This window comes from Sphingomonas sp. F9_3S_D5_B_2 (assembly GCF_054263715.1).
The window spans coordinates 718,322-743,618 of the sequence record NZ_JBSZFB010000001.1; the positions used below are offsets into that span (position 1 = coordinate 718,322).

Genomic DNA, 25,297 nt, shown 5'->3' on the forward strand with positions numbered 1-25,297 from the left:
AAGCGCTAGCCGCGCTCGTAATCGATCCGGATCCGCACCCACGAGCCGACCAGCGTCCGGCCGTTTCGTCGCGGCGGTCGAACCCGGAATTGCCAGGCCGCCTGCCGCACCGCGCTAGCCAGATGCGAGCCGAGCGGCGACTGACCGAGCTCGATGCAATCGTCGACGCGGTTTTGCGGGATCGTCTTGCAGGCGACCAGACCATAACCGTCCGGAGCGTTCGCCGGCAGGTAGCCGCCAAGCTCCGCGTTCGTGGGGCGGCGCGCCCATTCCGCAGCGTAGAGCACTTCGCCGTTCGGACCTCGTCCAACCTCTTCGGAATCGCCAGCGGAAATGCCGGCCTGCGGCATGTGGGCGATATCCGAGGCAGCGAGATCGGCATTGCTGAGTTCAAGCAAGTTCGACGGCGGCGGTGGCGCGATGGTGGGCTTTGCCGGGATGATAATCGGCGGCGGTTTGGGCGTCGGCACATGTAGCGCCTCGGTCTCCGGCGTCCGCGCCGGCGCCTTGGTTGCTGCCGGTGGCGGCGGACGATTGTCCGCGTGGGGAAGCAGATCGACGACCAAAGCCGGCGAGCCCGTGGGCTTCTCTGCGTGCCGTGCGCCAAGGCTAAGCAGGACCAGAAGCAGCAGCAGGTTGATGGCAAGCGCCAGAACCAGGCCTGTGGCGCGGCGCGAAAGCGGTGCTCGCTGCTGTGAAGGAAGGAGCTGGTACTGCAGCACGGCGGCGAGGGAGTTCCGGATCAGGTGGCGTCGCGTGCCGTCAGCTTAGCCGCGGGCGAGTTGAACGGCCAATGAAACCTGAGTGCGCCGTCCACTCCTCGCCTTACGTGGACGCAATGACCATCGAGCTTTTTGCCGGGGTGGTACCACTTGCGAGCGCTGCGATGGCGGCTGCGATCTTGGCTCCGCCCTGCACCGATGGCTCGATGGGATTCGCGTAGTCGGCAGGCTCATTGCAAAGGAGGCGCAGATCGATGAGCGGCAAGCCGGCGGAAAAGGCCACGCGGGTGATCACGTCATTGAACAGCGACAGTGCCGTCCGGATGACAGGACCTTCTGGCGGCGGGAAGTTGGCATCGTAAATGGTGCAGATGGCAGCAGGGACCCCAAGTGCAGTCACGGCGTCGGCCATGGCCTGATATCGTCTGGCGAAGCTTCCCTGCGCTCGGCCCAGCACCGCTACAGCCTCTCCGATGCTTGTTGCCGGCTGGCGAAGCAGGTGAGCGTCGCCGAGCGCATCGTTGCCGCCGGCGCTGACGACCAGGAGGTTGGCGTTATTGGGAAGCCGTGCAAGCTGGCGCGGAACGTCGGAGGTTACAGCTCCGTCGACGGCGAGCAGCGTTGCCTCTGATCCTCTCGGGAGCACCTGTCGCAACTGGGCAACGACATCCGGTCCGCCGCGTACATAGGCGCCGTTGTCGAAGATCGAGTCTCCGAAAAGGACAACATGACAAGGTTCACCAGCCATCCGTCGCTGTCAGGGCGCCGGCACCGTTTGGATGTTCTGCGCGACGTCGTTGCCCGGCTGCGCATTGAAGCTGACGAGCATGTAGAGGCCGAGGAATGCCACCAGGATGGCAAGGATCGTGAAGCAGCCTCGACGGTTGCGTGACTGGGGTAGTTGCTCAGGCATGGACCGTTGGGACGAACCGCCTGGGGGGACGTTCCCGACGTTTCGCCCATGCAACACTGAAACCTGGTTAAACGGCGTCTTTTCACGGGGATGCTAGGGGCTCGGCGGATCGTAAACAGCAATAGCTGCGTTGATCGTGGTCGCGATGTGAAGGAACCTGAGTGACTGACACCACCGAGAAGGCGAATCTGGGCGTACAGGGGCTGGACGACATTACCGTCGGCGGGCTTGCCCGCGGTCGCCTGTTCCTCCTCGAGGGGAGCCCGGGAACGGGCAAGACTACGATCGCCACGCAGTTCCTGATGGCAGGCGCTGCCAATGGCGAGCCCTCGCTCTACATTACCCTGTCGGAGACGGAGGACGAGCTGCGCGCTGGAGCGGCGTCACACGGCTGGTCGCTCGATGGTGTCGATATCTTCGAACTCGTTCCGCCGGAAAGCCTGCTCGACGAAGAGCAGCAGCAGAGCCTGCTCTATTCTTCGGATCTTGAGCTCGGCGAAACGACACGCCGAATCTTCAAGGCCTTCGAGCAGGTCAAGCCCACGCGCGTCGTGCTCGACAGCCTGTCCGAGATTCGGCTGCTCGCCCAGTCGTCGCTGCGCTATCGCCGCCAGATCCTGGCGCTGAAGCACTATTTCGCACGCAGCGGAGCGACGGTGCTGATGCTCGACGACCTGTCGGGCGAAGCCAATGACCGAACAATGCACAGCGTTGCCCACGGCGTCATGCGCCTGGAGGAGCTGTCACCGGAGTATGGGGCCGAGCGCCGCCGGCTGCGCGTCATCAAGTACCGGGGGCAGCGTTATCGCGGCGGCTACCACGACTTCATCATTGCGACCGGCGGCGTGCGCGTCTTCCCCCGCCTTGTTTCGGCTGAGCATCGCAAGCCGTTCAACCGCGATGTGATCCAGACGCCATCCGATCAATTGAATGCTCTGCTGGGCGGCGGGGTCGAACGCGGTTCAAGTGTCCTGATCCTTGGCCCCGCCGGCACCGGCAAGTCGCTGTTGGCGCTGACGTTTGTAGCTGGCGCGGTGAAGCGCGGCGAGACAGCCGCGATGTTCGTGTTCGACGAAGAACTTGGCTTGCTCAACGATCGGGCGAAGGGGCTGGGCATCGACCTCGACGCGATGATCGGCACCGGCAACCTCATTATCGAGCAGATCGACGCCGCCGAACTTACTCCTGGCGAACTTTCGGAGCGGGTGCGCGGCTGCGTCGAGGAGCGGCACGCCCGCACGGTCGTGATCGACAGCCTCAACGGCTACCAGGCGGCGATGCCGGGCGAGCAGGCGCTGATCCTGCACATGCATGAGCTTCTTCAATACCTTAACCGTCAAGGCGCTTCGACATTCCTGACGGTCGCTCAGCATGGGCTGGTGGGCGACATGAAGGCACCGGTCGATGTGACCTATCTCGCGGACACCGTCGTTCTCCTCCGCTACTTCGAGGCGTTCGGGAGGGTTCGGCGGGCGATCTCGGTCATCAAGAAGCGGACCAGCAGTCACGAGGACACCATCCGCGAATATCAGATCAACGCCGACGGAATCACGCTGGGTGAGCCGCTGATGGGGTTCCAGGGTGTGCTGCGCGGCGTCCCCGAACTAGTCGAGGATCGGCCGAAGCTTCTGGAAACCAACAGCGAGTGACACCGGACGTCTCCGAACGGGCGCTGATCCTAGCGCCTCAAGGCCGCGACGCGATCGTCGCGAGCGCGATGCTGGCCGAAGCCGGCGTCCCGACGGCGCCCGTCGCCGATGTCGCGGAGCTTGCAGAGCAGCTGTTCGAGGGCGCGGGCTTCGCTGTGCTTACGGAGGAGTCGCTGGCCGGGACGGACCTGCGAGCCTTGTCGGACTGGCTCGACGGGCAGGCCGAGTGGTCCGACTTCCCGTTCATCGTCCTCACTCAGCGCGGCGGCGGGCTGGAGCGCAACCCGCAGGCGGCGCGATTGCTTAACGTGCTTGGCAACGTCACTTTCCTGGAGCGGCCGTTCCATCCGACGACCTTCGTCAGCCTGGCGCAGTCGGCCCAGCGGACGAGGCGGCGGCAGTATCAGGCGCGGGCTCGCCTCGAGGAATTGAACCTCTTGGCCGCCGACCTCGAGCGCCGGGTCGAGCAGCGTACCGCCGAACATGCTGCCGCGGTCGCGCAGCTGCATGAAGCGCAGAAACTGGAGACGCTTGGCCAGCTGACCGGCGGCGTGGCGCACGACTTCAACAATCTTCTGACGCCGATAACGGGCGCGCTGGACCTTCTGCAGCGCAAATATGGTGACAGCGACCCGCGCTCGGCCCGCCTGCTGACCAACGCACTCCAGGCGGCGGACCGGGCCAAGACTTTGCTGCAACGGCTGCTGGGCTTCGCTCGGCGGCAGGCGCTGCGAACCGAGGCCGTCGACATTGGGGCTCTGCTGACTGGCATGCGCGAGCTGATCGACAGCTCCGTCGGACCCGCCGTGGAAGTGAAGCTGCGCTGCGCACAGCATTTGCAGCCGGCAATGATCGATCCGAACCAGCTTGAGCTCGCAATCCTGAACCTTACGGTGAACGCGCGCGACGCGATGCCGAAGGGTGGGCCGCTGACGATCCTCGCGGAAGAAGTGGCAATGGGTCCCGGCTCCGAGCCGCGGCTCAAGCCCGGCCTCTACATCCGCCTGTCGGTGATCGACGCTGGCACCGGCATGAGTCCTGAGGTTGCGGCCCGGGCGATCGAGCCGTTTTATTCGACCAAGGAATTCGGGCACGGGACCGGGCTTGGCCTGTCGATGGTCCATGGCCTGGCTGCACAGCTTGGCGGCGGGTTTGCCCTGACCAGCGAGCCTGGCGAAGGCACTCGCGTCGACGTTTACCTTCCGGTCGCCGAGGACGGCATTCGGACCGAGCCGCGCCGGATCGCCGAGCCGGTGAGGTCGGTGGGGCGGCGCCTTGCGGTGCTGCTGGTCGACGACGAAGAGATCGTTCGCACCGCCACAGCCGAGATGATCCGCGACCTTGGCCACGACGTCGAGGAAGCCGGCAGCGGCCCGGAGGCACTCAAGCGCCTCGACGAAGGATTGAACGTCGATATCCTGGTCACGGATTACATGATGCCTGGAATGGACGGCGGTGCACTCGCCCGGCAGGTGAAGGAAATCCACCCTGAGCTGACCGTCCTCCTCATCACCGGATACACGGGCAGGACCGACGAAGTTCACCACCTGCCGCGGCTCGCCAAACCGTTCGGCCGGAACGAGGTCGCGACCGCCTTGGCAAGCCTGATGGACGAATCGAAAGTGGTGCCGTTTCCCGGCCGATCGAAGGCGCGGAAACCCTAAACCTCTGCTGCAGGCAAAATCGTTGGGCTAGCTTGCGGGAATCGCTTGCCGGGCGCCGTGGTCTGCGACATCTAGGAGCCGGTTTCGTCGGGGGTGCTGGGGCATGAAACTGTACCGGGTGAACAAGCTCGCCAAGGTCGGCGGGATCGTGATCAAACGTAAGCACATCCTTGCAGACTCGGATCGTCAGGCCGTTGCACAGGCAGAGGAAAGCGCGGACTGCCCGATTTGCGACGTCCTCCGCGACGGCGAGAAGGTCGGCCAAGTTCTTTGAACTAGCACGGCGGGTCATCTTCGGGTCAGCCCTGCGGGCCCACCCGTTTGCAACTCACGCCGGACGATCGGCCATTCTCCTGCAAGTAATTGCGCTTTCGCAACAAGCTGTTACTCGCGTGCTGCGAGCCAGTTCGCTGCCGCCTGCGTTAGAGAGATAGCTTCTTGCCGGATATCCCAGGGAACGCCCGACCCACGGTTAGCGAGCTGATCTCACAAGTAGACTGGCAGCAATCCCCGCTTGGCTCTCCGGACGCGTGGCCGAGCTCCCTGAAGACCATCGTCGGGCTCATGCTTGGCTCCCGGTTCCCCATGTTCATCGCCTGGGGCTCCGAGCTCACCTTCATCTATAACGATGCATACGCCCCTATTCTCGGGACAAAGCACCCGTCGGCGCTTGGCGCGCCATTCCAGCAGATATGGCCGGAGATCTGGTCAGACATCGGCCCCTTGGCCGAGCGCGCGCTTGCCGGAGAAGCGACCTGGCTCGAGGACCTGCCGCTGCGCATGCACCGTCACGGGTACGACGAGGACACCTGGTTCACCTTCTCTTACTCACCGGCGCTAGACGACGCGGGCGTCATTACGGGTGTATTCTGCGCCTGCACCGAGACCACTGAAAAGGTGCTCGCGGTCCGTGAGAATGCGGCCGAGCGGCACCGTCTGGAGCAATTGTTCGGTGAGGCGCCGGCGTTCATGGCGCTGATCAGCGGGCGCGAGCATGTGTTCGAACTGGCGAACAAGGCTTACATGCAGCTCGTCGGTCACCGCGACATTCTCGGTAAGCGCGTCCGCGATGCGCTGCCGGAAATCGAGGGGCAGGGCTTCCTGGAGCTTCTGGATGGCGTTTATTCGTCTGGAGAGCCCTTCGTGGGTCATCAGCTTCCAATCGAACTCCAGCGCTCGCCCGGCCAGCCGGCGCAGGAGGCCTATGTCGATTTCGTCTATCAGCCGATCAAGGACGCTTCAGGCTCCGTCACGGGCATCTTCGCCACGGGCTATGACGTCACTGCCTTGCGAATCGCCCAGGATCGCCTCCGCCTTGCACAACAGGCTGGCGGTATTGGATCGTTCGAGCTTCATCCGGCCACGCGAACGGTCGCGGTCTCTGAAGAATTCTGCCGCATCTGGGGAATTCCAGTCGCCTCGTGCGTGTCGCTCGACCAAACGCTCGGCGCGATTCATCCGGATGATCGCTCGCGAGTGCTCACCGGGCGGGCAGAGATCGGCGCCGAATCGCTAGGCTACGTCGAGTATCGAGTGATCCGCCAAGACACGGGCGAGGTGCGGTGGGTCGCCCGGCGCGGCGAGGCGATCTTTGACGCCGCCCGAGACCTCGTCCGCTTCGCCGGCGTGGTTTATGACATCACTGACCGCCGGAAGGCCGAAGATGCGCTGGCGTCCCATGCGCGCAATCTCGAGACGCTGAACCGCACCGGATCGGCGCTTGCCGGCGACCTCGACATCAGCAGTATCGTCCAGCGCGTGACCGATGCGGGTGTCGACCTGATCGGCGCGGATTTCGGCGCCTTCTTCTACAACGTAACGGACCAGCACGGCGAGCGGCTGACGCTGTACAAGCTCGCCGGAGCGGACCGTTCGCAGTTTGACGATTTCGGCCACCCGCGCGCGACGCAGGTATTCAAGCCGACGTTCGACGGGACTGAGATCGTCCGCTCCGACGACATCACCAAGGATCCGCGTTACGGGCACAACGATCCGCACTTCGGGATGCCGAAGAACCATCTGCCGGTGCGCAGCTATCTCGCCGTGCCGGTCAAATCGCGCTCCAGCGAGGTGATCGGCGGCCTCTTCTTCGGCAACAAGCGACCGGGCGTGTTCTCCCAGTCTCACGAGGAGTTGATCGGCGGCATTGCCTCGCAAGCAGCGATCGCATTCGACAACGCGCGCCTGTATCAGGAAGCGCAGTTTGAAATCGAGCGGCGGCGCAAGGCCGAAGAGCACCAGCACCTGTTGATCAACGAGCTGAACCACCGTGTGAAGAACACGCTGGCCATCGTTCAAAGCCTGGCGCAGCAGTCCTTCTCCGCCGACAAGGCACCTGAGACCGCCAGCCGCGTGTTCGAGGCGCGGCTGGAAGCGCTGTCGACCGCCCACAACCTGCTGACCCGCAAGAACTGGGAAGAAGCCTCGCTTTCCGACACGATTTCAACTGCAGTCGCAGCGGCGACGGGCGAGGCGGCAACGCGGGTCGAGGTCACGGGACCGGAGATCGTCCTTGAGCCACAGACTGCCGTATCGGTCGCTATGGCAGTGCACGAACTTTGCACGAATGCGTTGAAGTACGGCGCCCTCTCGGTCCCCGAAGGGGCGGTGTCGGTAAGCTGGGAGGTCGACCGGGTGGACGAGGAGCCTTTCCTCGATCTTGAATGGAGGGAGTCGGACGGACCGCCCGTTTCCGTGCCCACCAAGCGCGGGTTCGGCAGCCGGATGATCGAGCGCGGACTTGCGGCGCAGCTTCACGGCACCGTAGCTCTCGACTTTGCGCCAAGCGGGCTCATCTGCAGCATCCGGGCGCCGCTGCCGAAGGCATGAGCGGGGCACCCTCCAGCAACACGGTGCTTGTGCTCGAGGATGAGCCGATCATCGCGTTCACGCTCGAGGACATGCTCCTTGAACTCGGCTACCAGGAGGTGATCCTCTCCGGCGACGTGCGCGGGGCCCTCGCGCTTCTTGAAACGTGCGCGCCTTGCGCGGCGGTTCTGGACGTCAACATCAGGGGCGAGCGGAGCTATCCGGTCGCGGCCGTTCTGGCCGAGCGCCGCGTGCCGTTCATTTTCGCTACGGGGTATGGCGACGCGCAGCATCCCGAAGAACTGCGGTCGGTGCCGACCGTGACGAAGCCCTACACAGCCGAGGCGATCCGGAGTGCACTCGCGGCGGCGTAATGGTGTTGTGAGCATGCGCGTGCGACGGTTTTTCGATAGCTTCGGCTCGCAACCGATAGCTGCGTGTTATAACATGGGTTAAGGAGAGACCTGTGCCCAACCCGCTCACGCTGAAACTCGAGCAGTTCACGCGCTTCGCACCGTCGGAGCGCATGCAACTGGAGGAACTGCTTCAATACCCGAGCGAATCATTCCGCCGCGGCAAAACGATCATGCCCGAAGGCAAGAAGATCGACGAGATCCACCTGGTGCTGAACGGCCTTGCCGCGCGATCCAAGACGCTTCCGGACGGCAGCCGGCAGTTCATGGCGTTCCTGGTTCCCGGCGATCTGTGCGACGTCGAGGTGTTCGTCCTCGAAGCGATGGACCACGACATCATCGCGATTTCCGACACCACCTGCCTGTTGATCCCCGCGGAGCGGATGGAAGTGTTGCTGACGCAATCCTCGAACGTCACTCGCGCGATGTGGTGGAGCACGATGACGGATTCCGCCGTGCTCCGGGAGTCCATCGTCAATCACGGCAGCCGCGATGCCCGCGAGCGCATCGCGCACCTCTTCTGCGAACTGCTGGTGCGATACCGGATCGTTGGCGTCGTCAGTGACAACACTATCCCGTTCCCGATGACCCAGGAGGAGCTGGCGGAGGCGACGGGGCTCACTGCAGTCCACGTCAACCGCGTCCTGAAGCAGCTTCGCACCGACGGGCTGATCGACCTTGAGAACAAGATGCTGACCGTGCTCGACTTTCCCGGGCTCCAGAAGGCGGGCCAATTCGAGCCTGGATATCTGCACCTCGTCCGGACGCAAAAGGGCGATCCCGCGATTTCCGAACGGGTCGGCGACCTGGTGCCCCCGACCAAGCACGGCGTGTTCGAAGCTGCGTGGGACAAACTGCAAGAGGTTGCGGGCCAGGCAGCCGATCCGGGCTGACGAAGCCGGCGTGGGGGGCCGGTCGTGCAATTGCACCCGACTGGCCGTCGCGCGGCCAACGCCCGGAACGGCTGTTCCCTCAAAGGGTTGGATGATGGCGGGCGAGATTTCGCCCGTACCAATTCCCTTCAGGAGGATTCCACATGAGTGAGCGTATCGCATCCGCAGTGTTCGACAGCGAGAACGAAGCGCAACGCGCCTTCTCCGAACTGCAATCCGCGGGCATCAACCAGGACGCCATTTCGATCGTCGGCCGCCATGGCGAGCAGAGCAGCAGCGGCGGCAGCATTGGCGGCAGCAACGACGGCGACGATGACGGAGTCCACGAAGGCGGTGCCGCCAAGGGCGCGATCGGCGGCGCGGTCGGCGGCGCCTTGCTCGGCGTTGCAGCGCTTGCGATCCCGGGCGTCGGCCCGCTTGCAGCAGCAGGCGCGATCGCTTCGGGCGCAATTCCCGGAGCGGCAGCGATCGGCGCCGGCGTCGGTGCAGTCGGCGGCGGCCTGACCGGCCTCCTGACCGATCATGGCGTCAGCAACGAAGACGCCAGCTACTACGAGGACCGCATCCATAGCGGCGGGATCTTCCTGTCGGTCGACGCGGACCGCGCCGGCGTTCCCCTCGAGACCGCCCGCGAGATCCTGTTCCGCAACGGCGGGCACAACGCCAGCCAGCAGCGGACGACGACCGCCGCGATCTAAGCCAACTCACCGAGTTGAACGAGAGGGGCGGGAAGCCAGCGGCTTCCTGCCCCTTTTCGTTTGCCCCCGCGAATGTTCCCAATGTTCGCGGTGACGGAGCAGTCTGCCCGCCGCCCGAAGGTGACAAAGGTGACGCCCCTACGCGCTTGCTCGCGCGAGCCTGCCTGGGTGCGAGCGGCACATGAGCAGGGAAGGGGCAGGCGGCGGCGACGCATCGGCAATCTTGGAGCACATCGAGCCAGGTGTAGGACAGCGCCATCCGCTCTCGTGACGCACCTGACCTGTCCGGATTGCCGAGTGTCCTCGCGCCGCTAAACTGCCAGGCGCATGTGCAACCTCTACAAGATGACGAAGACAGTGGACGAGGTTGCGCGGCTGTTCGACGCCATCGCCGATCCGGCGGGCAATGCCGGGGACACGGTCTATCCGGGCTATCCCGGGATCGTGGTCGCGCCGGATGGCGGGGCAGGGCTGCGCGTGCGGCAGATGAGCTGGGGCTTTCCGCTGACGCTGAAGGGCAAGAACGGCCAGCCGCTAAGACCTAAGCCGGTCAACAATTGCCGCACCGACAAGCTCGACAGCTTCATGTGGCGCCACAGCTTCCGCGAGCGCCGCTGCCTGATCCCGGTCACCGCCTTCTGCGAGGCGGAAGGGGAGAAAGGCGCCAAGACCCGCACCTGGTTCTCGCTGCCCGGCGAGGAGCTGTTCGTCGTCGCCGGCATCTGGCGCGACACGGCGGAATGGGGCCCGGCTTATTCAATGGTGATGACCGAGGCGTGCGAGCATGTGGTCGGAGTGCATGACCGCATGCCCGCGATCCTGCCGCGGAGCGCCTGGACGGACTGGCTGGACGGCCCGCCGGATGCGGCGGGGCTGTTGTGCCGGCCGTGGGAGCTGGGGATGACGGTGGAGCGGACGGAAGAGGCTTGGGTGCGGCGCTGAGCGCGCGAGCGTAAGCGAAGTGGAGCGAGCGAGTCGAGCTGGTGCGGACCTTATTCCGGCGCTCACCGTGGCGGTTTGCACATAGTCGAAGCGCTGGTAGCCTTACCAAAATCAACCGGGGGGCGTCATGTTCAACTTCCTAAAGAAGCGGCGCGAGAAGGCAGAGCGGGCGGCTGAGCTTCAAGAACTTGGCCGCGTGCTCGGCGAAAGCTTGGACGCGGAAGTTGAGTTGTTCATTGAGATGAACATTGTTCCCCGCCGTAAAGCGTTCCTTGAAGTGCTGCATGGCCAGATTGCGCAAATTGATGCGCGACTGAAAGAGCTAGACCCTCAGGGTGAGTTATCCCGCTACGAAGCGGCAGCTATCGACGTCCGAATTATGCTGGAGAATTGGGATAATCACAAAGAGGACGAATTGAAGTCGGCACGCCAGGCCCTTGCTGAGGAATACCGGCTAGCTGAAGCTGCTGGCGTGTCTGATGACTTCCAAGCGTTGGTTGAGCGCTCGCTCGCGGAGCAGCGGCTAATCCTGCTGACTGATAGCATGGCGGCAATCAATGAAGTGACAGCTGGAACGCGGGCGACGAACGCGCCTTATACACCTGAAGCCGATGCTTAAGCTCCTGGCGCGGCTCTTTGGTCGCGGAAATGCGCAAACCGATGTGGCCGAACGTGGCACATATTGGTCACCGGAAAGTCCGGAAATCGTGCGGGCGCGATATGCCGCAACTGCCCACTCGCAAGCTGGCGATTATGAAGCTGCTGCCGCTGACCTACAGCGCATCCATGACTTAGAAGTTGCGGAAGCTGGCGAACCGGATTGCACCAGTGAGATTAGACGGGCCAAGTATCTTCAGAAAGCTGGCCAAGGCGATCAAGCTTGGCAGATATTCCAACGGCTGCTGAAGAAGCATCAACGTGACGAATGGCTTGCAATTGACCTGCTGAACGCAATGCGGTTGCACCTTCAGCGTGAAGGCAACCCCGCTGCCGCAATCCCGTATGGCGTTGCTCACCGCTTGGCGCGGGTTGCGCTTTATCGTGATTGGAAGCGCAAGGCTGAGGCTGACTTGAGGAAGCCAGTTGAGAGTTACGGGAGCGCTGACCTTGAGCGGCTGATACGGGAAAACCAGCACCGTGACGTTGAGTTGTGTGACAGGTGGCTGGCTGAGCTGACCGACGCTGACGACATTGCCAAATTGACTACCACTCTCTGCAAGAAGGCCAAGGTTCCTGAGCAAGCTGAAGCCTTGGCCGGGACGCTCCATAACAACATTGCCAGTGAGCTTGGCCCGTTCGCTTACTTACCAGCGGAAGGCGTCAGCTAATGCGCTTCATCGCTGTGGATTTGGAAACAGCGAACCCCCGCATGAGCAGCATATGCCAGATTGGCGTGGTGGCCTTCGAAGACGGCGAAGAGGTTGGTGCTGAGGTTCGCTACGTTGACCCGCGTGACTATTTTGACCCCTACAACGTCGCCATTCACGGCATAACTGAGGATGACGTTGCTGGCGCTCCGCGCTTCAGTGAATTGCATGGCTGGCTCTGCCAGCAAACCACCGGCCAAATCGTTGCGTGCCACACTCACTTTGACCGCGTGGCGTTAGCGCAAGCATGTGGGCAGCACCGGTTAGACCCACTCCCCTGCAACTGGTTGGACACGGCACAGGTGGCGCGGCGGGCTTGGAGTGATGTGGCTCATTCGGGCTATGGTCTGGCCAACTTGGCGCGCCGGTTCGGAATTGAGTTTCAGCACCATGATGCGCTGGCAGATGCTCGCACGGCTGGCCTCATTCTTGTCAGAGCAATTGAAGAAACCGGTTTCGACCTTGGCCAATGGATTGACCGTTGCCGCAAGGGTCTGAACCCGGCCTCTGGCGCTTCCATTCGTCGCAAAGGTGACGGTGACGGGGCGCTTCTTGGCGAAACCATCGTGTTCACTGGTGCCTTGCAGTTGACCCGTAGCGAAGCGGCTGACCTGGCCCATGAAGCTGGTGCGGCGGTCGAGCCAGGAGTGACCAAGCATACCACGTTACTGGTGGTTGGTGACCAAGACCTAGATAAGCTGGCCGGTAACGAAAAGAGCAGCAAGCACCGCAAGGCAGAAGCGCTTATTGCTAAGGGCCAGGCGCTCCGGATCCTTGGCGAAGCTGACTTTATGAGCATGTGCCAAGCCTAAGCATGAGGGGGAACAATGAGGCGTGCGTTGTTGCTGAGTGCGTTGCTGCTGGCGAGTTGCAGCGGCAAGCCTGAGAATGACAGCGACCTTAAGGCGGCGTTTGATGGGTCCTCGCTCAAAGACCCGTCATCGGTTCAACTGCGCAACGTGAAAGCGAATGACCACGTAATTTGCGGCGAATACAACTCAAAGAACAGCTACGGCGCATACGGTGGCTATGAGCCTTTCGTGTTCAACCGGCTCATCAAAGACCTGTGGATTGGCGACAGCGATAACAGATACAGCCGCAGCGCTTTTTGGAAAGATTGCCCCAATGCCGCTCAGCTAGGCTTAGCGGCTTACGACACTGACATGAACGCCTATGACATGAATGCCACTGACATGAACGCAAGTGCGGTGGCAGACGCGACGCTTAATGCCGCTTCGAATGCGGTTGAGAATGCGGCTGGTGTGGTGGCTAATGCTCAAGGCGCAATTGATGACAGCGGCGACGTGGAAGCTGAGCCGACTGCTGATGAGCCGTCCTATGACGTGAACAATGACGGTGGCGAGTAACCGTGCGTCCTACGCGTCCTACGTGGGCCGGATTTGACCCGCCCTGGCCTCTGCTAAGTCATTGAAAAAATGGTGCTGCCGGTGAGGATTGAACTCACGACCTCAGCCTTACCAAGGCAGAGGTCGCAAGGGCTCAATGGTCTAAAAACGACCGCATCTTCCGGCTCCGGCTCGGATGCTTCAACTTCCGCAGCGCGTTGACCTCCTACGTCGGTCGTCTCCGGCAACCTCCGGTTGCCTCCGGCTCCGCCTCAATCTGAGCAGGAAAGCCTTGCCAGCTATTGATCTAGGAACGACCGCATTTTCCTAGAGCGCGACGGGTGTTTGAGCTTCCGCAAGGCTTTAGCTTCAATTTGCCGGATACGCTCGCGGGTGACCGAGAACTGCTGCCCGACTTCCTCCAGGGTGTGATCGGTGTTCATGCCGATGCCGAAGCGCATGCGAAGCACGCGCTCCTCGCGCGGCGTTAGGCTCGCCAGCACGCGGGTGACCGTTTCCTTGAGGTTGGACTGGATCGCGGCGTCGACCGGGATGACGGCGTTCTTGTCCTCGATGAAGTCGCCGAGGTGGCTGTCTTCCTCGTCGCCGATCGGGGTTTCGAGGCTGATCGGCTCCTTGGCGATCTTGAGGACCTTGCGGACCTTTTCGAGCGGCATGGAGAGGCGCTCGGCAAGCTCCTCGGGCGTGGCTTCGCGGCCGGTTTCGTGCAGGAACTGGCGGCCGGTGCGGACCAGCTTGTTGATCGTCTCGATCATGTGCACCGGGATGCGGATGGTGCGCGCCTGGTCGGCGATCGAGCGGGTGATCGCCTGCCGGATCCACCAGGTGGCGTAGGTCGAGAACTTGTAGCCGCGGCGGTACTCGAACTTGTCGACCGCCTTCATGAGGCCGATGTTGCCCTCCTGGATGAGATCCAGGAATTGCAGCCCGCGGTTGGTGTATTTCTTGGCGATGGAGATGACGAGGCGGAGGTTGGCCTCGACCATTTCCTTCTTGGCGATGCGGGCTTCGCGCTCGGCCTTTTGCACCATGTTGACGATGCGCCGGAACTCGCCGAGCGAAGTGCCGGTCTGCTGGGCGATGTCGCTGATCTCGGTGCGAATGCGGTCGACGGTGTCGCGCTCAGCGGAGGCGAAGGCGGTCCATTTCTTGTCGATCTTGCCGACGCGGTCGAGCCAGGTCTCGTCGAGCTCATTGCCCATGTAATTGTCGAGGAAGGCCTTGCGCGGCACCTTGTGGCGCTCGGCGAGGCGGAGCATCTGGCCGCCGAGTGCGGTGAGCCGGCGGTTGTAGCTGTAGAGCTGCTCGACCAGATACTCGATCTTGCTGCCGTGGAACTGGACGCTCTCGACCTCGGCGGTGAGCTGCTCGCGGAGCTTCTGGTACTTCTTCTCCTCGGCGGGCGCGAAATCCTGGGCGCCGGCGAGCGAGTCCATGCGCGTCGCCTGGACCTTGGAGAACTTCTTGTAGAGCGCGGTGATGGTGGCGAATTTCTCGAGCGCCTGCGGCTTGAGCGTCTCTTCCATCTGGGCGAGGCTGAGGGTGTTATCCTCTTCCTCCTCCTCCGCCGCGGGGCGGGCGCGGCGGTCGACCATGTCCTCGTCGTCGTCGCTGGCGTCGGCGTCCGGCTGGTCGGGGACGTCCTCTTCTTCCTTGATCGACGGCCCGGCGGCCTTCTCGCTGATCTCGCCGTCCTCGCCGCCTTCTTCGGTCGCGGCGATCTGCTCGGCGGTCGGGCCCTTGGAGAGCATCGCCTCGAGGTCGAGGATCTCGCGCAGCTGCATGCGGCCCTCGTCGAGGGCGTTCGACCAGCCGATGATGGCGTTGAAGGTGATCGGGCTTTCGCACAGGCCCCAGATCATGGTGTCGCGGCCGGCCTCGATGCGCTTGGCGATCGCGATCTCGCCCTCGCGGGAGAGAAGCTCGACGGCGCCCATTTCGCGCAGGTACATGCGGACGGGATCGTCGGTGCGGTCGACGGCTTCCTTCTTGACCGCGGCCGCCGGGCGGGGGCCGCCGTCGTCGAGCGGGTCGACTTCCTCGTCGGGAGCGGCCTCGGGCTCGTCTTCCTTGTCCTCGTCGTCGTCGCTCTCGGCGGTCTCGACGACGTTGATGCCCATGTCGTTGAGCGCCGACATGACGTCCTCGATCTGCTCGGACGACATCTGGTCGGGCGGAAGCGCCTCGTTCAGCTCTTCATAGGTGACGATGCCGCGCTTCTTGGCGCGGGCGATCAGCTTCTTGATCGACGCATCGTTGAGGTCGAGCAGCGGGGCATCGCCCGCGTCGGCCGTTTCCACTTCCTGGGTATCGTCTTTCGCCATCGTGTCGCCCGTTAGTCGGTGCCGGCAAGGTGCGCCAGCCGTTGTCTCAATCCCTGCTGCGCCTCGATCAGGCGCTGCTGTTCTTCCAGGGCTTCGTCGGTCAATTCCCGCTTCAGCCGTTCGGTTGCAGCCTCGAGGGCCGTGTCGACTTCCTCAGCCGCTGCGATGATCTCCACCGCTGCAGCCAGATCGCTTCGGGCGCGTTCCGGGTCGCAATCGCGGCGGGTGAAGGAAAATCCCATGGCGCGCAGGCCCTTGGTGCCCGTTGCTCCATCCGTGCCCAAGATAGTGGCTAGGCCGTCACGATCAAGCGCGGCGCCGGAGAAGGCGGCGTTGACGAGCTCGTCCCGCGCGCGGGCGGTGCCGCGGTCGGCAATCGGAAGGGCGGCAAGCTGTTCGCAATGGGCAGGCAACTCCTCGGGATAGTTGGTGAAGCCGAGGATCAGCGCGCGGGCGGTTGGAGCGTCGATGCCGCTCGACGCGATGGCGCGCGCCTTGGCGCCGATGGGGGGGAGCGGCGGGGTGAAGCGGCCGTTCTTGAAGGTGCCGCGCGAGGTGCCGTTGTGGCCTGAACCGGACTGCTGGCGACGCGGCGCGACTTCGGACTGGAAGCGCTCGAGCCATTGCTGGCGGTAGAGATGCGCGAGCTGCTGGTCACCGATTGCGGCCGCGTGGTCGATCAGGCGCTGGCGGAGGCCGGCCCGCGCTTCCGGCGTGGTCAGCGGCTGAGCTTCGAGCTCATGACGCCACAGGCGGACGTCGAGGGCCTCGGCACGGCCTAGCAGCGCTTCGAACGCCTCGCGTCCGCCGGAGCGGACGACATCGTCGGGGTCCTGGCCGGCGGGGAGCTCAACGAAGCGCAGCGTTCGTTCGGGCGCAATGTGGGGCAGGGCGCGAAGGGCTGAGCGGATGGCCGCCTTGCGGCCGGCGCTGTCGCCATCGAAGCAGAGCAGGGGCGAGGGATCGAGCCGCCACATGCGTTCGAGCTGCGCTTCCGTGACGGCAGTGCCGTTGGGCGCGACGACTTCGGCGATGTCGGCGCGGTCGAGGGCGATCACGTCCATGTAGCCTTCGACGACGATCAGCCGCTTGGCGGACCGGCTGGCGGGGCTTGCGCGGTCGATGTTGTAGAGCGTGCGGCCCTTGTCGAAGAGCGGCGTGTCGGGGGAGTTGAGGTATTTCGGCTCGCCGTCGCCGAGTATCCGCCCGCCGAACGCGATCACGCGGCCGCGCGGGTCGCGGATCGGAATCATCAGCCGTCCCCGGAAGCGGTCGTAGCTGTCCTTGCCGCCTTCCTCGGGCTTGATGAGCATGCCGGTTTGGACGAGCTTGTCCTCGCCGAGGTGGGTCAGCGCCCGTTGCAGCGCATTGCGGCTGTCCGGAGCGAGACCGATGCCGAACCGCTGAACGGTCGCGCTGTCGATGCCGCGGCGCTTGAGGTACTCGCGGGCGTCGGCGCCGGCGATGCCCTGGAGCTGCTCGGCGTACCACCTTGCGACTTCGCCCATGACGTCGGTGAGGTCGGAGGCGCGCTCCGACCGCTCCTGGGCGCGTGGATTGGGGGCCGGGACGTCGAGGCCTGCCTTCCCGGCAAGCTCCTTCACCGCGTCCATGAACGGCATGCCCCCGTTGTCGGTCAGGAAACGGATCGCGTCGCCGTGCGCCCCGCAGCCGAAGCAGTGATAGAAACCCTTGTCGTCGTTGACGGTGAAGCTGGGCGTCTTCTCATTGTGGAAGGGGCAACAGGCCTTCCACTCGCGGCCGGCGCGGGTGAGCTTCACGGATGGCGCGATAACCGCGGACAGCACCGTTCGAGCGCGAAGCTCGTCGAGGAAGGCGGGGGAGAGGGTCATTCAGAGACCCAAATCAGTGCACTGCGACTCACCGGCCCGCAAGCGCGGCGGGGAAGTTATCCACAGCAGCGAATCGGATCAGGCGCTTAGCGCAGCCTTGACCAGCCCACTGGCGCGCGCAGGCTCGATCGAAGTGCCGAGGCGCTCCTTCACCAGAGCCATGACACGGCCCATGTCCTTCATGCTGGACGCGCCCGTTTCGGCGATGATGGCGCGGATCTGCGCTTGCGCTTCATCATCGCTGAGCTGCTTCGGCAGGAAGCGTTCGATGACGGCGATCTCGGACTCTTCGGTGGCCGCCCGGTCTTCGCGGTTCCCCTTGCGGTAGATCTCGGCCGATTCGCGCCGCTGCTTGATCATCTTCTGAAGCACTTCGGTGACCAGCACGTCGTCGTCGGCCGGAGCGCCGCCGGTGCGCGCCTCGATGTCGCGGTTCTTGATTGCGGCCTGGGCAAGGCGGAGCGTTCCGACGGTGTCCTTGTCGCCGCTCTTCATGGCCGTCACCAGCGCCGTCTTGATCTCGTCGCGGATCATTGTGTCAGTCTCGTCTGCCGGAAACGATCAGCCCTAGCGGTGCAATTCCGGGCTGACCAGCCGTTGACCGGAGAGGTGAATGTGCCTAGCGACGGCGCCTTAGCGACATTGCTGCAAACCCCGACGACGGAAGGCTTCTCCCGCCCATGGCCGACGCGCGCCCCGACACATCCGCCCAACCTGCGGGCGCAACGGGAGTTGTGGTGTTTGCGGACGGGCGAACGGTCTGGGGTCAGGGCTTCGGCGCCGAGGGTGACGCGGTCGGCGAGCTGTGCTTCAACACCGCGATGACCGGCTACCAGGAGGTCATGACCGATCCCAGCTACGCCAAGCAGGTGGTCGCCTTCACCTTCCCGCACATCGGCAATGTCGGCGCCAACGACGAAGACATCGAGGCGGCCGATGCCCATGCGCTCGGCTGTCTGGTTCGAGAAGTGGTGACCGGGCCGTCCAACTACCGGGCCAACGAGAATTTCGCGGAGTGGATGCGCAAGTGGGGGCGCATCGGCATCTCGGGCGTCGACACGCGCGCGCTCACCCGGCTCGTGCGTAATCAGGGGCCGCCCAACATTGCGATCGCGCATCGCGCCGACGGGAAATTCGACCTCGATGCCCTGCGCAAGCTGGCAAGCGAGTGGCCGGGACTTGAAGGCATGGACCTCGCCAAGGAAGTCAGCCGGTTACAAGTCGAGCGCTGGAGCGGCGGCAAATGGGCGTGGGGTCACGGGTACGACCTTGGCCCTCATGACGAGAGCCGGCCGCATGTGGTTGCCGTCGATTATGGCAACAAACGCAACATCTTCCGCAACCTCGTTGAGGCCGGGGCGCGGGTTACCGTGGTGCCGGCAACCGCGACTTTCGACGAGATCATGGCCCACGAGCCCGCCGGTTTCTTCCTGTCGAATGGGCCCGGCGATCCCGCCGCCACCGGTGAATATGCGATCCCCGTCATCCGGCAGATGCTGGAGACGAAAAAGCCGCTGTTCGGCATCTGCCTTGGCCATCAGCTGCTTGCGCTGGCCGTCGGTGGGCGGACGTCCAAGATGTTCCAGGGCCATCGCGGCGCCAATCACCCTGTGAAGCGGCTCGCCGACGGCGGAGTCGAGATTACCAGCATGAACCACGGCTTCGCTGTCGAGTGCGATGGAATGCCGGAGAATGTCCGCGAGACCCACGTGTCCCTGTTCGACGGAAGCAATTGCGGGATCGAACTGAAAGATCGCCCGGCGTTCAGCGTGCAATATCACCCGGAGGCGAGCCCCGGCCCGCAGGACAGCTTCTACCTATTCGAAAAGTTCGTCGGAGCGATGGATTGAGTAGCGGCGCTCCGATGTCACGCCTGCGTATCGCCAGCCTCGTCGTGGGCATGTCGCTCACCCTCTCGGGCTGCGCGACCGCGCAGATGCATAGCGATGAACAGCTCAACAGCATCGCGCAGGGCTGCGGCCTCTCCTTCGGCGAGATCATGCAGGACGAGAGCGAAAAGCGCTTGCTGTTCCTGATGCGCCCCGGCGCCAGCCGTTCGCAACGGGGCTGCGTTCTGGATTGGGCCCGGCGCAACCATCTGCGGCTGGTGATCGTCAACATTGCAATGGAGCCGCGCAGCTGATGCTACGGGCGAACATCTTCAGCCATCATCCCTTGGCTCGCCGCTCAACAGTGTGCGACGCCCACTTCGACACCAGGAGAGTTGCGTAACAATGTCTGCAATGGGTGAGCGTGTTGCCGTCATGAGCCTGGGCCATTCGTGCCAAACGGCCAGGCAGATCGAAGGGAATCTGGACTTGCTCCGCAGCCTGACCGGGGACGAGACGCTGGCCAAGGCCAGCCTGCCCTTCGACTGGCTGATCAGCAGCGCTGAAGGCCTCTCGGGCATGATCCGCGACCGCAGCTTCTTCCCTGAAGATCACACCGGCTTCGTGGCCGACCAGGACCGGCTGCGCCTGCGAGCCCACGACGTGCTCTACTGGCACGTCAGCCGGCACCTCTCGAAGCCCGGGTACCGGCTGTTCGGCGATTTCCAGTCGAAGTTCCGCTACACGTCGTCGCGCTTCGAGAAGATGGGCAAGCTGGACCGCGTGGTCGCGGTGCTGTCGGACACGCAACCCAACCTCCCGTGGAAAGAGAAAAACTGGAAGCTGCGCCTGACCGACACCAGCGTCGAGGAAGCGGACGGCCTTCGCGGCACCTTCGAAGAACTCGTCGGCCGGCCAGTCGACTTGCTGATGGTCAGCCGCAATCCCAAGCCCGAGCGCGCGCTGCCCGATCGCATGGCTTATTACGAAATGGAGCCGGAAAAGGACGGCTGGGCCGGGAACGGCAAGAAGTGGGCGGCAGTCTTCAGCGAATATTTCGCCAGTGCCTAAGCGGACCGACATCTCCTCCATCCTGATCATCGGTGCCGGTCCGATCGTCATCGGGCAGGCGGCCGAGTTCGACTATTCGGGAAGTCAGGCCGTCAAGGCACTGAAAGCCGAGGGTTATCGGGTCATCGTCGTGAACTCGAACCCGGCCACTATCATGACCGATCCCGAACTGGCGGACGCGACGTACATCGAGCCGGTCACCCCCGAGATCGTGGCAAAGATCTGCGAGAAGGAGCGGCCCGACGCGCTGCTTCCCACCATGGGCGGGCAGACGGCACTCAACACCGCGCTAGCATTGTTCGAGGATGGAACGCTGGACCGGCTCGGAATCGAGCTCATCGGCGCCAATGCCCAGGCTATCGAGAAGGCGGAGGACCGCCAGAAATTTCGCGACGCGATGGACAAGATCGGGTTGGAGAGCCCGCGGTCCTCCATCGTCCACTCGATGGAGGAAGCCTGGGCCGCGTTCGAGCACGTCGGCCTGCCCGCGGTGATCCGTCCCAGCTTCACCCTCGGAGGGACGGGCGGCGGTATCGCTTACAACCGTGACGAGTTCGAGCATTTCATCCGCTCCGGTCTCGAGGCCTCGCCGACCACCGAGGTGCTGATCGACGAGAGCCTGGTCGGCTGGAAGGAATATGAGATGGAGGTAGTCCGCGATCGTGCGGACAATGCCATCATCATCTGCTCGATCGAGAACATCGATCCGATGGGCGTTCACACCGGCGATAGCATCACCGTGGCGCCGGCACTGACGCTGACCGACAAGGAGTATCAGCGGATGCGCTCGGCGTCGATTGCCGTGCTTCGGGAAATCGGCGTCGAAACAGGGGGTTCAAACGTCCAGTTCGCGGTCGATCCGAAGACTGGCCGAATGGTGGTGATCGAGATGAACCCGCGCGTGTCGCGGTCGTCGGCGCTCGCCTCGAAGGCGACAGGGTTTCCGATCGCCAAGGTCGCAGCCCGCCTGGCAGTCGGCTACACGCTGGACGAGATCGCCAACGACATTACCGGCGGCGCAACGCCGGCGAGCTTCGAGCCGACGATCGACTATGTCGTCACGAAGATCCCGCGCTTCGCGTTCGAGAAGTTCAAGGGCGCCGAGGCGCTGCTCAGCACGTCGATGAAGTCGGTCGGCGAAGTCATGGCGATCGGGCGCAGTTTTGCGGAAAGCCTGCAGAAGGCGCTGCGAGGCCTCGAGACGGGGCTGTGCGGGCTGGACCGGGTGCGGTCTCTCGAGAATGCCGACCCGGCAACGATCGAAAGCGCGCTGGCGCGGGCGACGCCCGACCGACTGCTGGTCGCAGCGGAGGCGCTTCGCCAGGGCTTCACAGTCCAGCGCATTCACGAGATTGCCGGCTTCGACCCCTGGTTCCTGCAACGCCTCGAGGAGATCGTCCGCGCTGAGGACGAGGTCCGGGTCAGCGGCTTGCCGAGCGATGCCCGGAGCATGCGGCGGCTCAAGGCGATGGGTTTCTCCGACGCGCGGCTTGCCCAGCTCGCGGTGCGCTCGGCCCATGTGGCGCGTGCGCCGGGCGCATCGGGCGTCGTTCACGACGCGGTGAAGGGCATGACCGGCGGCACGACGGAGGTGGAGGTTCGCGAGCACCGCTTGCGGCTTGGCGTCCGGCCCGTCTTCAAGCGCATCGACAGCTGCGCCGCCGAGTTCGATGCCGCCACGCCCTATCTTTATTCGACATACGAGGCACCGCTGTTCGGCGAGGCCGAGGACGAGGCGGACGTCAGCGACCGCCGCAAGGTGATGATTCTGGGCGGCGGTCCCAACCGGATCGGCCAGGGAATCGAGTTCGATTATTGTTGCTGCCACGCGGCCTTCGCTCTTGGCCGGGGCGGCACGGGCCTCGAGACGATCATGGTCAACTGCAACCCGGAGACGGTCTCGACCGACCCGGACACGTCCGATCGGCTTTATTTCGAGCCTCTGACCGCCGAGGACGTGCTGGAGATTGTCCGCCGCGAGCAGGAGCGGGGAGAGCTGATTGGGGTGATCGTGCAGCTTGGCGGGCAGACGCCGCTCAAGCTTGCCGCGGAGCTTCAGGCCTCGGGCGTGCCGATCCTTGGCACCTCACCGGACAGCATCGATCTTGCCGAAGACAGGGAGCGGTTTGCCGCGCTCGTCGGCCAGCTCGGTCTCAAGCAGCCGGCCAACGGGATCGCGCGCAGCCGCGAGGAAGCGCTGCTCGTCGCCGAGCGGATCGGCTACCCGGTCCTGCTGCGGCCGTCCTATGTGCTTGGCGGGCGCGGCATGGAGGTGGTCGACGGACCGGCCCAGCTCGAGCATTACATCGCGACTGCGGTCGCGGTGTCCGGGTCGAGCCCGGTGCTGATCGACCGCTATCTGCGCGATGCGATCGAGGTCGATGTCGACGCCATCTGCGACGGCAAGGATGTCGCGGTATGCGGCGTGCTCCAGCACATCGAGGAAGCGGGCGTGCACTCGGGCGATAGCGCCTGCTCGATCCCGCCGTACAGCCTGTCGCCGGAGATCGTGCGGGAGATCGAGCGGCAGACACGCGAGCTCGCCCTGGCGCTCAAGGTCAAGGGCCTGATGAACATCCAGTATGCGGTGAAGGACGAGGATGTTTACCTCATCGAGGTGAACCCGCGCGCGAGCAGGACGGTGCCCTTCGTCGCCAAGGCGATCGGCCGCCCCGTTGCAAAGATGGCGGCGCGGGTGATGGCCGGCGAAGCTCTGGCGTCGCTGGGACCCGTCGGACGCGAGCTCGACTATATTGCCATCAAGGAATCGGTTTTCCCGTTCGGTCGCTTCCCAGGCACCGATCCGGTGCTCGGACCGGAAATGAAGAGCACCGGCGAAGTCATGGGCCTAGACCGGAATTTCGACGTCGCGTTCGCCAAGGCGCTGCTCGGCGCCGGAATCATGATCCCGCAGGGCGGGACTGCGTTCGTGTCGGTCAAGGACTCCGACAAGGATCATATCGTGCCGGCGGTCGAAAAGCTGCTGGAGCTCGGCTTTTCGATCATCGCGACCGGCGGGACGGCCAGTCACCTGCAGTCCAAGGGCTTGCCAGTGGAGACGGTCAACAAGGTCGCGCAGGGCCGGCCGCACATCGTCGACCGGCTGCTGGATGGCGGGGTGAAGCTGGTGTTCAACACGACCGAGGGCTGGCAGTCGCTGAAGGACAGCCATTCGATCCGGGCAACGGCTCTGGCGAAGAAGGTGCCCTACTTCACGACGGCGTCGGCCAGCCTCGCCACGGCTCGCGCGATCGAGGCCCTGCGGGGGCACGCGCTTGAAGTCGCGTCGCTCCAGTCCTATTATTCCGCTTCCGTAAACTAGCCTCCACCGACGATCTGCATTCGGGCGAGCCCGCCACGGGCACGCCGGGCAGAGTTTTTGATAAAGGGATCCACATGGCGAGTGCCGACAAGGTGCCGATGCTGCCTGAAGGGCACGCGATGCTCACCGACGAGCTGAAGCGGCTGCGGCTCGAACGGCCCGAAGTGGTCGAGGCCATCGAGGTCGCCCGTGCACACGGCGATCTCTCCGAGAATGCGGAATATCACGCCGCCAAGGAGCGCCAGGGCCAGATCGAAATGATGATCGCGGACCTCGAGGACAAGCTGAGCCGGGCGATGGTGATCGATCCGACGACGCTGTCGGGCGACAAGGTCGTGTTCGGCGCCACCGTCACGATGCTCGACGAAGACCACAAAACGGTTCGCTATCAGCTGGTCGGACAAACCGAGGCGGACGCCCGCGTGGGGCGGATCAGCTACAATTCGCCGCTCGGCCGCGCCCTGATCGGCCGGCAGGCCGGCGAAGAAGTCGAAGTCTCGACGCCGTCGGGCGACCGCTACTACGAGATCGAGAAGATCGAATTCCTCTAGGGGACGCCGCCAAGCGCATTCCGCGCACTGCAACGGTCGCCATCCTCGTGCTGACCTGCGCGGCGTGGCTGATCACGGTGCTGCTTGGCCTGCAGGATCAGGCGGTCGGTGCGCTAGGGTTCATCCCGGCGCGGGTGAGCGGCCTCGTTCGCATAGCTCCGGCTGCTCCGGCATTCCTGACCCCGCTGACCGCAACCCTCGTTCATTCGGGGCTCGTGCACCTCGGCTTCAACATGCTGATGCTCGCCTGGTGCGGCGCAGCGGTGGAGCGGGTGCTGGGCAAGGGCGGACTCGTCGCCTTGTATCTCGTTGGAGCCTATGCCGCGGCGCTCGCGCAGTGGCTGCCCGACCCGACTGGCTTGGTGCCGATGGTCGGAGCAAGCGGCGCAATCAGCGCGGTGATCGGTGCATTCGCGCTAAGCTTTGGCCGCGCCAAGCGGGTCACGTCCTCTGCGCGACTGAACCGCTGGATCAACGTCGCCTGGTTGCTGGTCGCCTGGGTGGTGCTTCAGTTCATGATGGGCTGGATGGCGGGCGGCGAGGGCATGCTCCTCGCCACTCCGGCGCACATCGGCGGTTTCCTGGTCGGCCTGCTGCTGCAGCGGCCGCTCCTGCTCTGGCGCTACCGCTCCGCCTGAGCGTCGGCGTTGCTGCGCGGGCGAGCGGTTCCGCCGCCTTCCGGCTCGAGGAGCCGGTGCAGATGGACGACGACATATTTCATCTCGGCATCGTCGACGGTGCGCTGGGCGCGCCCGCGCCACGCGTCTTCCGCCGCGGCATAACTGTCGTAGATGCCGACCAGGTCGATGGTGCCGAGGTCGAAGTCGAGGCCGCGGGGGTCCTTGACGCGGCCGCCGAATACCAGGTGAAGCTTGCTCATGAGCGGCCCGCTAGCAGGATTTTCCGGCGGC

Annotated in this window: 24 protein-coding genes; 18 read left to right on the forward strand and 6 right to left on the reverse strand. The window is 64.2% G+C overall.

What is annotated here, in order from left to right:
* Positions 1-5 precede the first annotated feature (5 nt).
* Complete coding sequence (locus tag ACUXST_RS03375) at positions 6-722, reverse strand: hypothetical protein (protein ID WP_458388529.1); 717 nt, start codon at positions 720-722, stop codon at positions 6-8.
* Between the two features lie 103 nt (positions 723-825).
* Positions 826-1,470 (reverse strand): SGNH/GDSL hydrolase family protein, encoded by a 645-nt coding sequence (locus ACUXST_RS03380; protein ID WP_458388530.1) that lies wholly within the window; start codon positions 1,468-1,470, stop codon positions 826-828.
* Positions 1,471-1,796: 326 nt separating this feature from the next.
* Here ACUXST_RS03380 and ACUXST_RS03385 point away from each other — a divergent pair, with 326 nt between their 5' ends.
* The 12 genes from ACUXST_RS03385 (at position 1,797) to ACUXST_RS03440 (ending at position 13,436) form a co-directional block, all read left to right on the forward strand.
* Positions 1,797-3,284, forward strand: coding sequence for an ATPase domain-containing protein (locus ACUXST_RS03385; RefSeq protein ID WP_458388531.1), 1,488 nt, complete (start codon positions 1,797-1,799; stop codon positions 3,282-3,284).
* The gene (locus ACUXST_RS03390) at positions 3,281-4,948 is read left to right on the forward strand and encodes an ATP-binding protein (protein ID WP_458388532.1); all 1,668 of its coding nucleotides are present in this window, start codon (positions 3,281-3,283) and stop codon (positions 4,946-4,948) included. The genes ACUXST_RS03385 and ACUXST_RS03390 overlap by 4 nt, the downstream gene beginning before the upstream one ends.
* A gap of 103 nt (positions 4,949-5,051) precedes the next feature.
* A complete protein-coding gene (locus tag ACUXST_RS03395) occupies positions 5,052-5,222 on the forward strand; it encodes a hypothetical protein (RefSeq protein ID WP_458388533.1) in 171 nt (56 codons plus the stop codon).
* Between the two features lie 311 nt (positions 5,223-5,533).
* Positions 5,534-7,777, forward strand: coding sequence for an HWE histidine kinase domain-containing protein (locus tag ACUXST_RS03400; protein WP_458388534.1), 2,244 nt, complete (start codon positions 5,534-5,536; stop codon positions 7,775-7,777).
* Positions 7,774-8,130, forward strand: a complete 357-nt coding sequence (locus ACUXST_RS03405) for a response regulator (protein ID WP_458388535.1) — start codon at positions 7,774-7,776, stop codon at positions 8,128-8,130. Before ACUXST_RS03400 ends, ACUXST_RS03405 begins: the two co-directional genes overlap by 4 nt.
* A gap of 92 nt (positions 8,131-8,222) precedes the next feature.
* Entirely contained in the window at positions 8,223-9,062 is an 840-nt protein-coding gene (locus ACUXST_RS03410) for a Crp/Fnr family transcriptional regulator (protein ID WP_458388536.1), read from the forward strand.
* A gap of 143 nt (positions 9,063-9,205) precedes the next feature.
* Entirely contained in the window at positions 9,206-9,760 is a 555-nt protein-coding gene (locus tag ACUXST_RS03415; RefSeq protein WP_458388537.1) for a hypothetical protein, read from the forward strand.
* Between the two features lie 327 nt (positions 9,761-10,087).
* On the forward strand, positions 10,088-10,702 hold the full coding sequence (locus ACUXST_RS03420; RefSeq protein ID WP_458388538.1) for an SOS response-associated peptidase: 615 nt from the start codon (positions 10,088-10,090) through the stop codon (positions 10,700-10,702).
* 127 nt (positions 10,703-10,829) lie between these two features.
* Complete coding sequence (locus tag ACUXST_RS03425) at positions 10,830-11,321, forward strand: hypothetical protein (protein ID WP_458388539.1); 492 nt, start codon at positions 10,830-10,832, stop codon at positions 11,319-11,321.
* Positions 11,314-12,030 (forward strand): hypothetical protein, encoded by a 717-nt coding sequence (locus tag ACUXST_RS03430; protein ID WP_458388540.1) that lies wholly within the window; start codon positions 11,314-11,316, stop codon positions 12,028-12,030. The genes ACUXST_RS03425 and ACUXST_RS03430 overlap by 8 nt, the downstream gene beginning before the upstream one ends.
* The gene (locus tag ACUXST_RS03435) at positions 12,030-12,881 is read left to right on the forward strand and encodes an exonuclease domain-containing protein (protein ID WP_458388541.1); all 852 of its coding nucleotides are present in this window, start codon (positions 12,030-12,032) and stop codon (positions 12,879-12,881) included. The genes ACUXST_RS03430 and ACUXST_RS03435 overlap by 1 nt, the downstream gene beginning before the upstream one ends.
* A 15-nt stretch (positions 12,882-12,896) precedes the next feature.
* Positions 12,897-13,436: a hypothetical protein gene (locus tag ACUXST_RS03440; RefSeq protein WP_458388542.1), complete on the forward strand. Its 540-nt coding sequence runs from the start codon at positions 12,897-12,899 to the stop codon at positions 13,434-13,436.
* 278 nt (positions 13,437-13,714) lie between these two features.
* On the opposite strand, the gene rpoD is transcribed toward ACUXST_RS03440, so the two are convergent.
* The 3 genes from rpoD to ACUXST_RS03455 all read right to left on the reverse strand — a co-directional run bounded on the left by rpoD (position 13,715) and on the right by ACUXST_RS03455 (position 18,147).
* Positions 13,715-15,760, reverse strand: coding sequence for an RNA polymerase sigma factor RpoD (gene rpoD / locus ACUXST_RS03445; RefSeq protein ID WP_458388543.1), 2,046 nt, complete (start codon positions 15,758-15,760; stop codon positions 13,715-13,717).
* 11 nt (positions 15,761-15,771) lie between these two features.
* The gene (dnaG, locus tag ACUXST_RS03450; protein ID WP_458388544.1) at positions 15,772-17,613 is read right to left on the reverse strand and encodes a DNA primase; all 1,842 of its coding nucleotides are present in this window, start codon (positions 17,611-17,613) and stop codon (positions 15,772-15,774) included.
* Positions 17,614-17,691: 78 nt separating this feature from the next.
* The gene (locus tag ACUXST_RS03455; RefSeq protein WP_458388545.1) at positions 17,692-18,147 is read right to left on the reverse strand and encodes a GatB/YqeY domain-containing protein; all 456 of its coding nucleotides are present in this window, start codon (positions 18,145-18,147) and stop codon (positions 17,692-17,694) included.
* A gap of 146 nt (positions 18,148-18,293) precedes the next feature.
* Here ACUXST_RS03455 and carA point away from each other — a divergent pair, with 146 nt between their 5' ends.
* The 6 genes from carA (at position 18,294) to ACUXST_RS03485 (ending at position 25,024) form a co-directional block, all read left to right on the forward strand.
* Positions 18,294-19,463 carry a glutamine-hydrolyzing carbamoyl-phosphate synthase small subunit gene (gene carA / locus ACUXST_RS03460; RefSeq protein ID WP_458388546.1) on the forward strand — a complete coding sequence of 390 codons (1,170 nt, stop codon included), beginning with the start codon at positions 18,294-18,296 and terminating at the stop codon, positions 19,461-19,463.
* A gap of 14 nt (positions 19,464-19,477) precedes the next feature.
* Positions 19,478-19,756: a hypothetical protein gene (locus tag ACUXST_RS03465; protein WP_458388547.1), complete on the forward strand. Its 279-nt coding sequence runs from the start codon at positions 19,478-19,480 to the stop codon at positions 19,754-19,756.
* Between the two features lie 100 nt (positions 19,757-19,856).
* Positions 19,857-20,513, forward strand: a complete 657-nt coding sequence (locus ACUXST_RS03470) for a hypothetical protein (RefSeq protein WP_458388548.1) — start codon at positions 19,857-19,859, stop codon at positions 20,511-20,513.
* Positions 20,506-23,835 carry a carbamoyl-phosphate synthase large subunit gene (gene carB / locus ACUXST_RS03475; protein ID WP_458388549.1) on the forward strand — a complete coding sequence of 1,110 codons (3,330 nt, stop codon included), beginning with the start codon at positions 20,506-20,508 and terminating at the stop codon, positions 23,833-23,835. The genes ACUXST_RS03470 and carB overlap by 8 nt, the downstream gene beginning before the upstream one ends.
* Positions 23,836-23,909: 74 nt before the next feature.
* The gene (gene greA / locus ACUXST_RS03480; RefSeq protein WP_458388550.1) at positions 23,910-24,386 is read left to right on the forward strand and encodes a transcription elongation factor GreA; all 477 of its coding nucleotides are present in this window, start codon (positions 23,910-23,912) and stop codon (positions 24,384-24,386) included.
* Positions 24,387-24,433: 47 nt separating this feature from the next.
* Positions 24,434-25,024 carry a rhomboid family intramembrane serine protease gene (locus ACUXST_RS03485; protein ID WP_458388551.1) on the forward strand — a complete coding sequence of 197 codons (591 nt, stop codon included), beginning with the start codon at positions 24,434-24,436 and terminating at the stop codon, positions 25,022-25,024.
* Here the strand turns inward: ACUXST_RS03485 and ACUXST_RS03490 are convergent.
* Positions 25,009-25,266, reverse strand: coding sequence for a DUF4170 domain-containing protein (locus ACUXST_RS03490; RefSeq protein ID WP_458388552.1), 258 nt, complete (start codon positions 25,264-25,266; stop codon positions 25,009-25,011). The two genes, ACUXST_RS03485 and ACUXST_RS03490, sit on opposite strands and share 16 nt — an antisense overlap.
* Between the last annotated feature and the right edge of the window lie 31 nt (positions 25,267-25,297).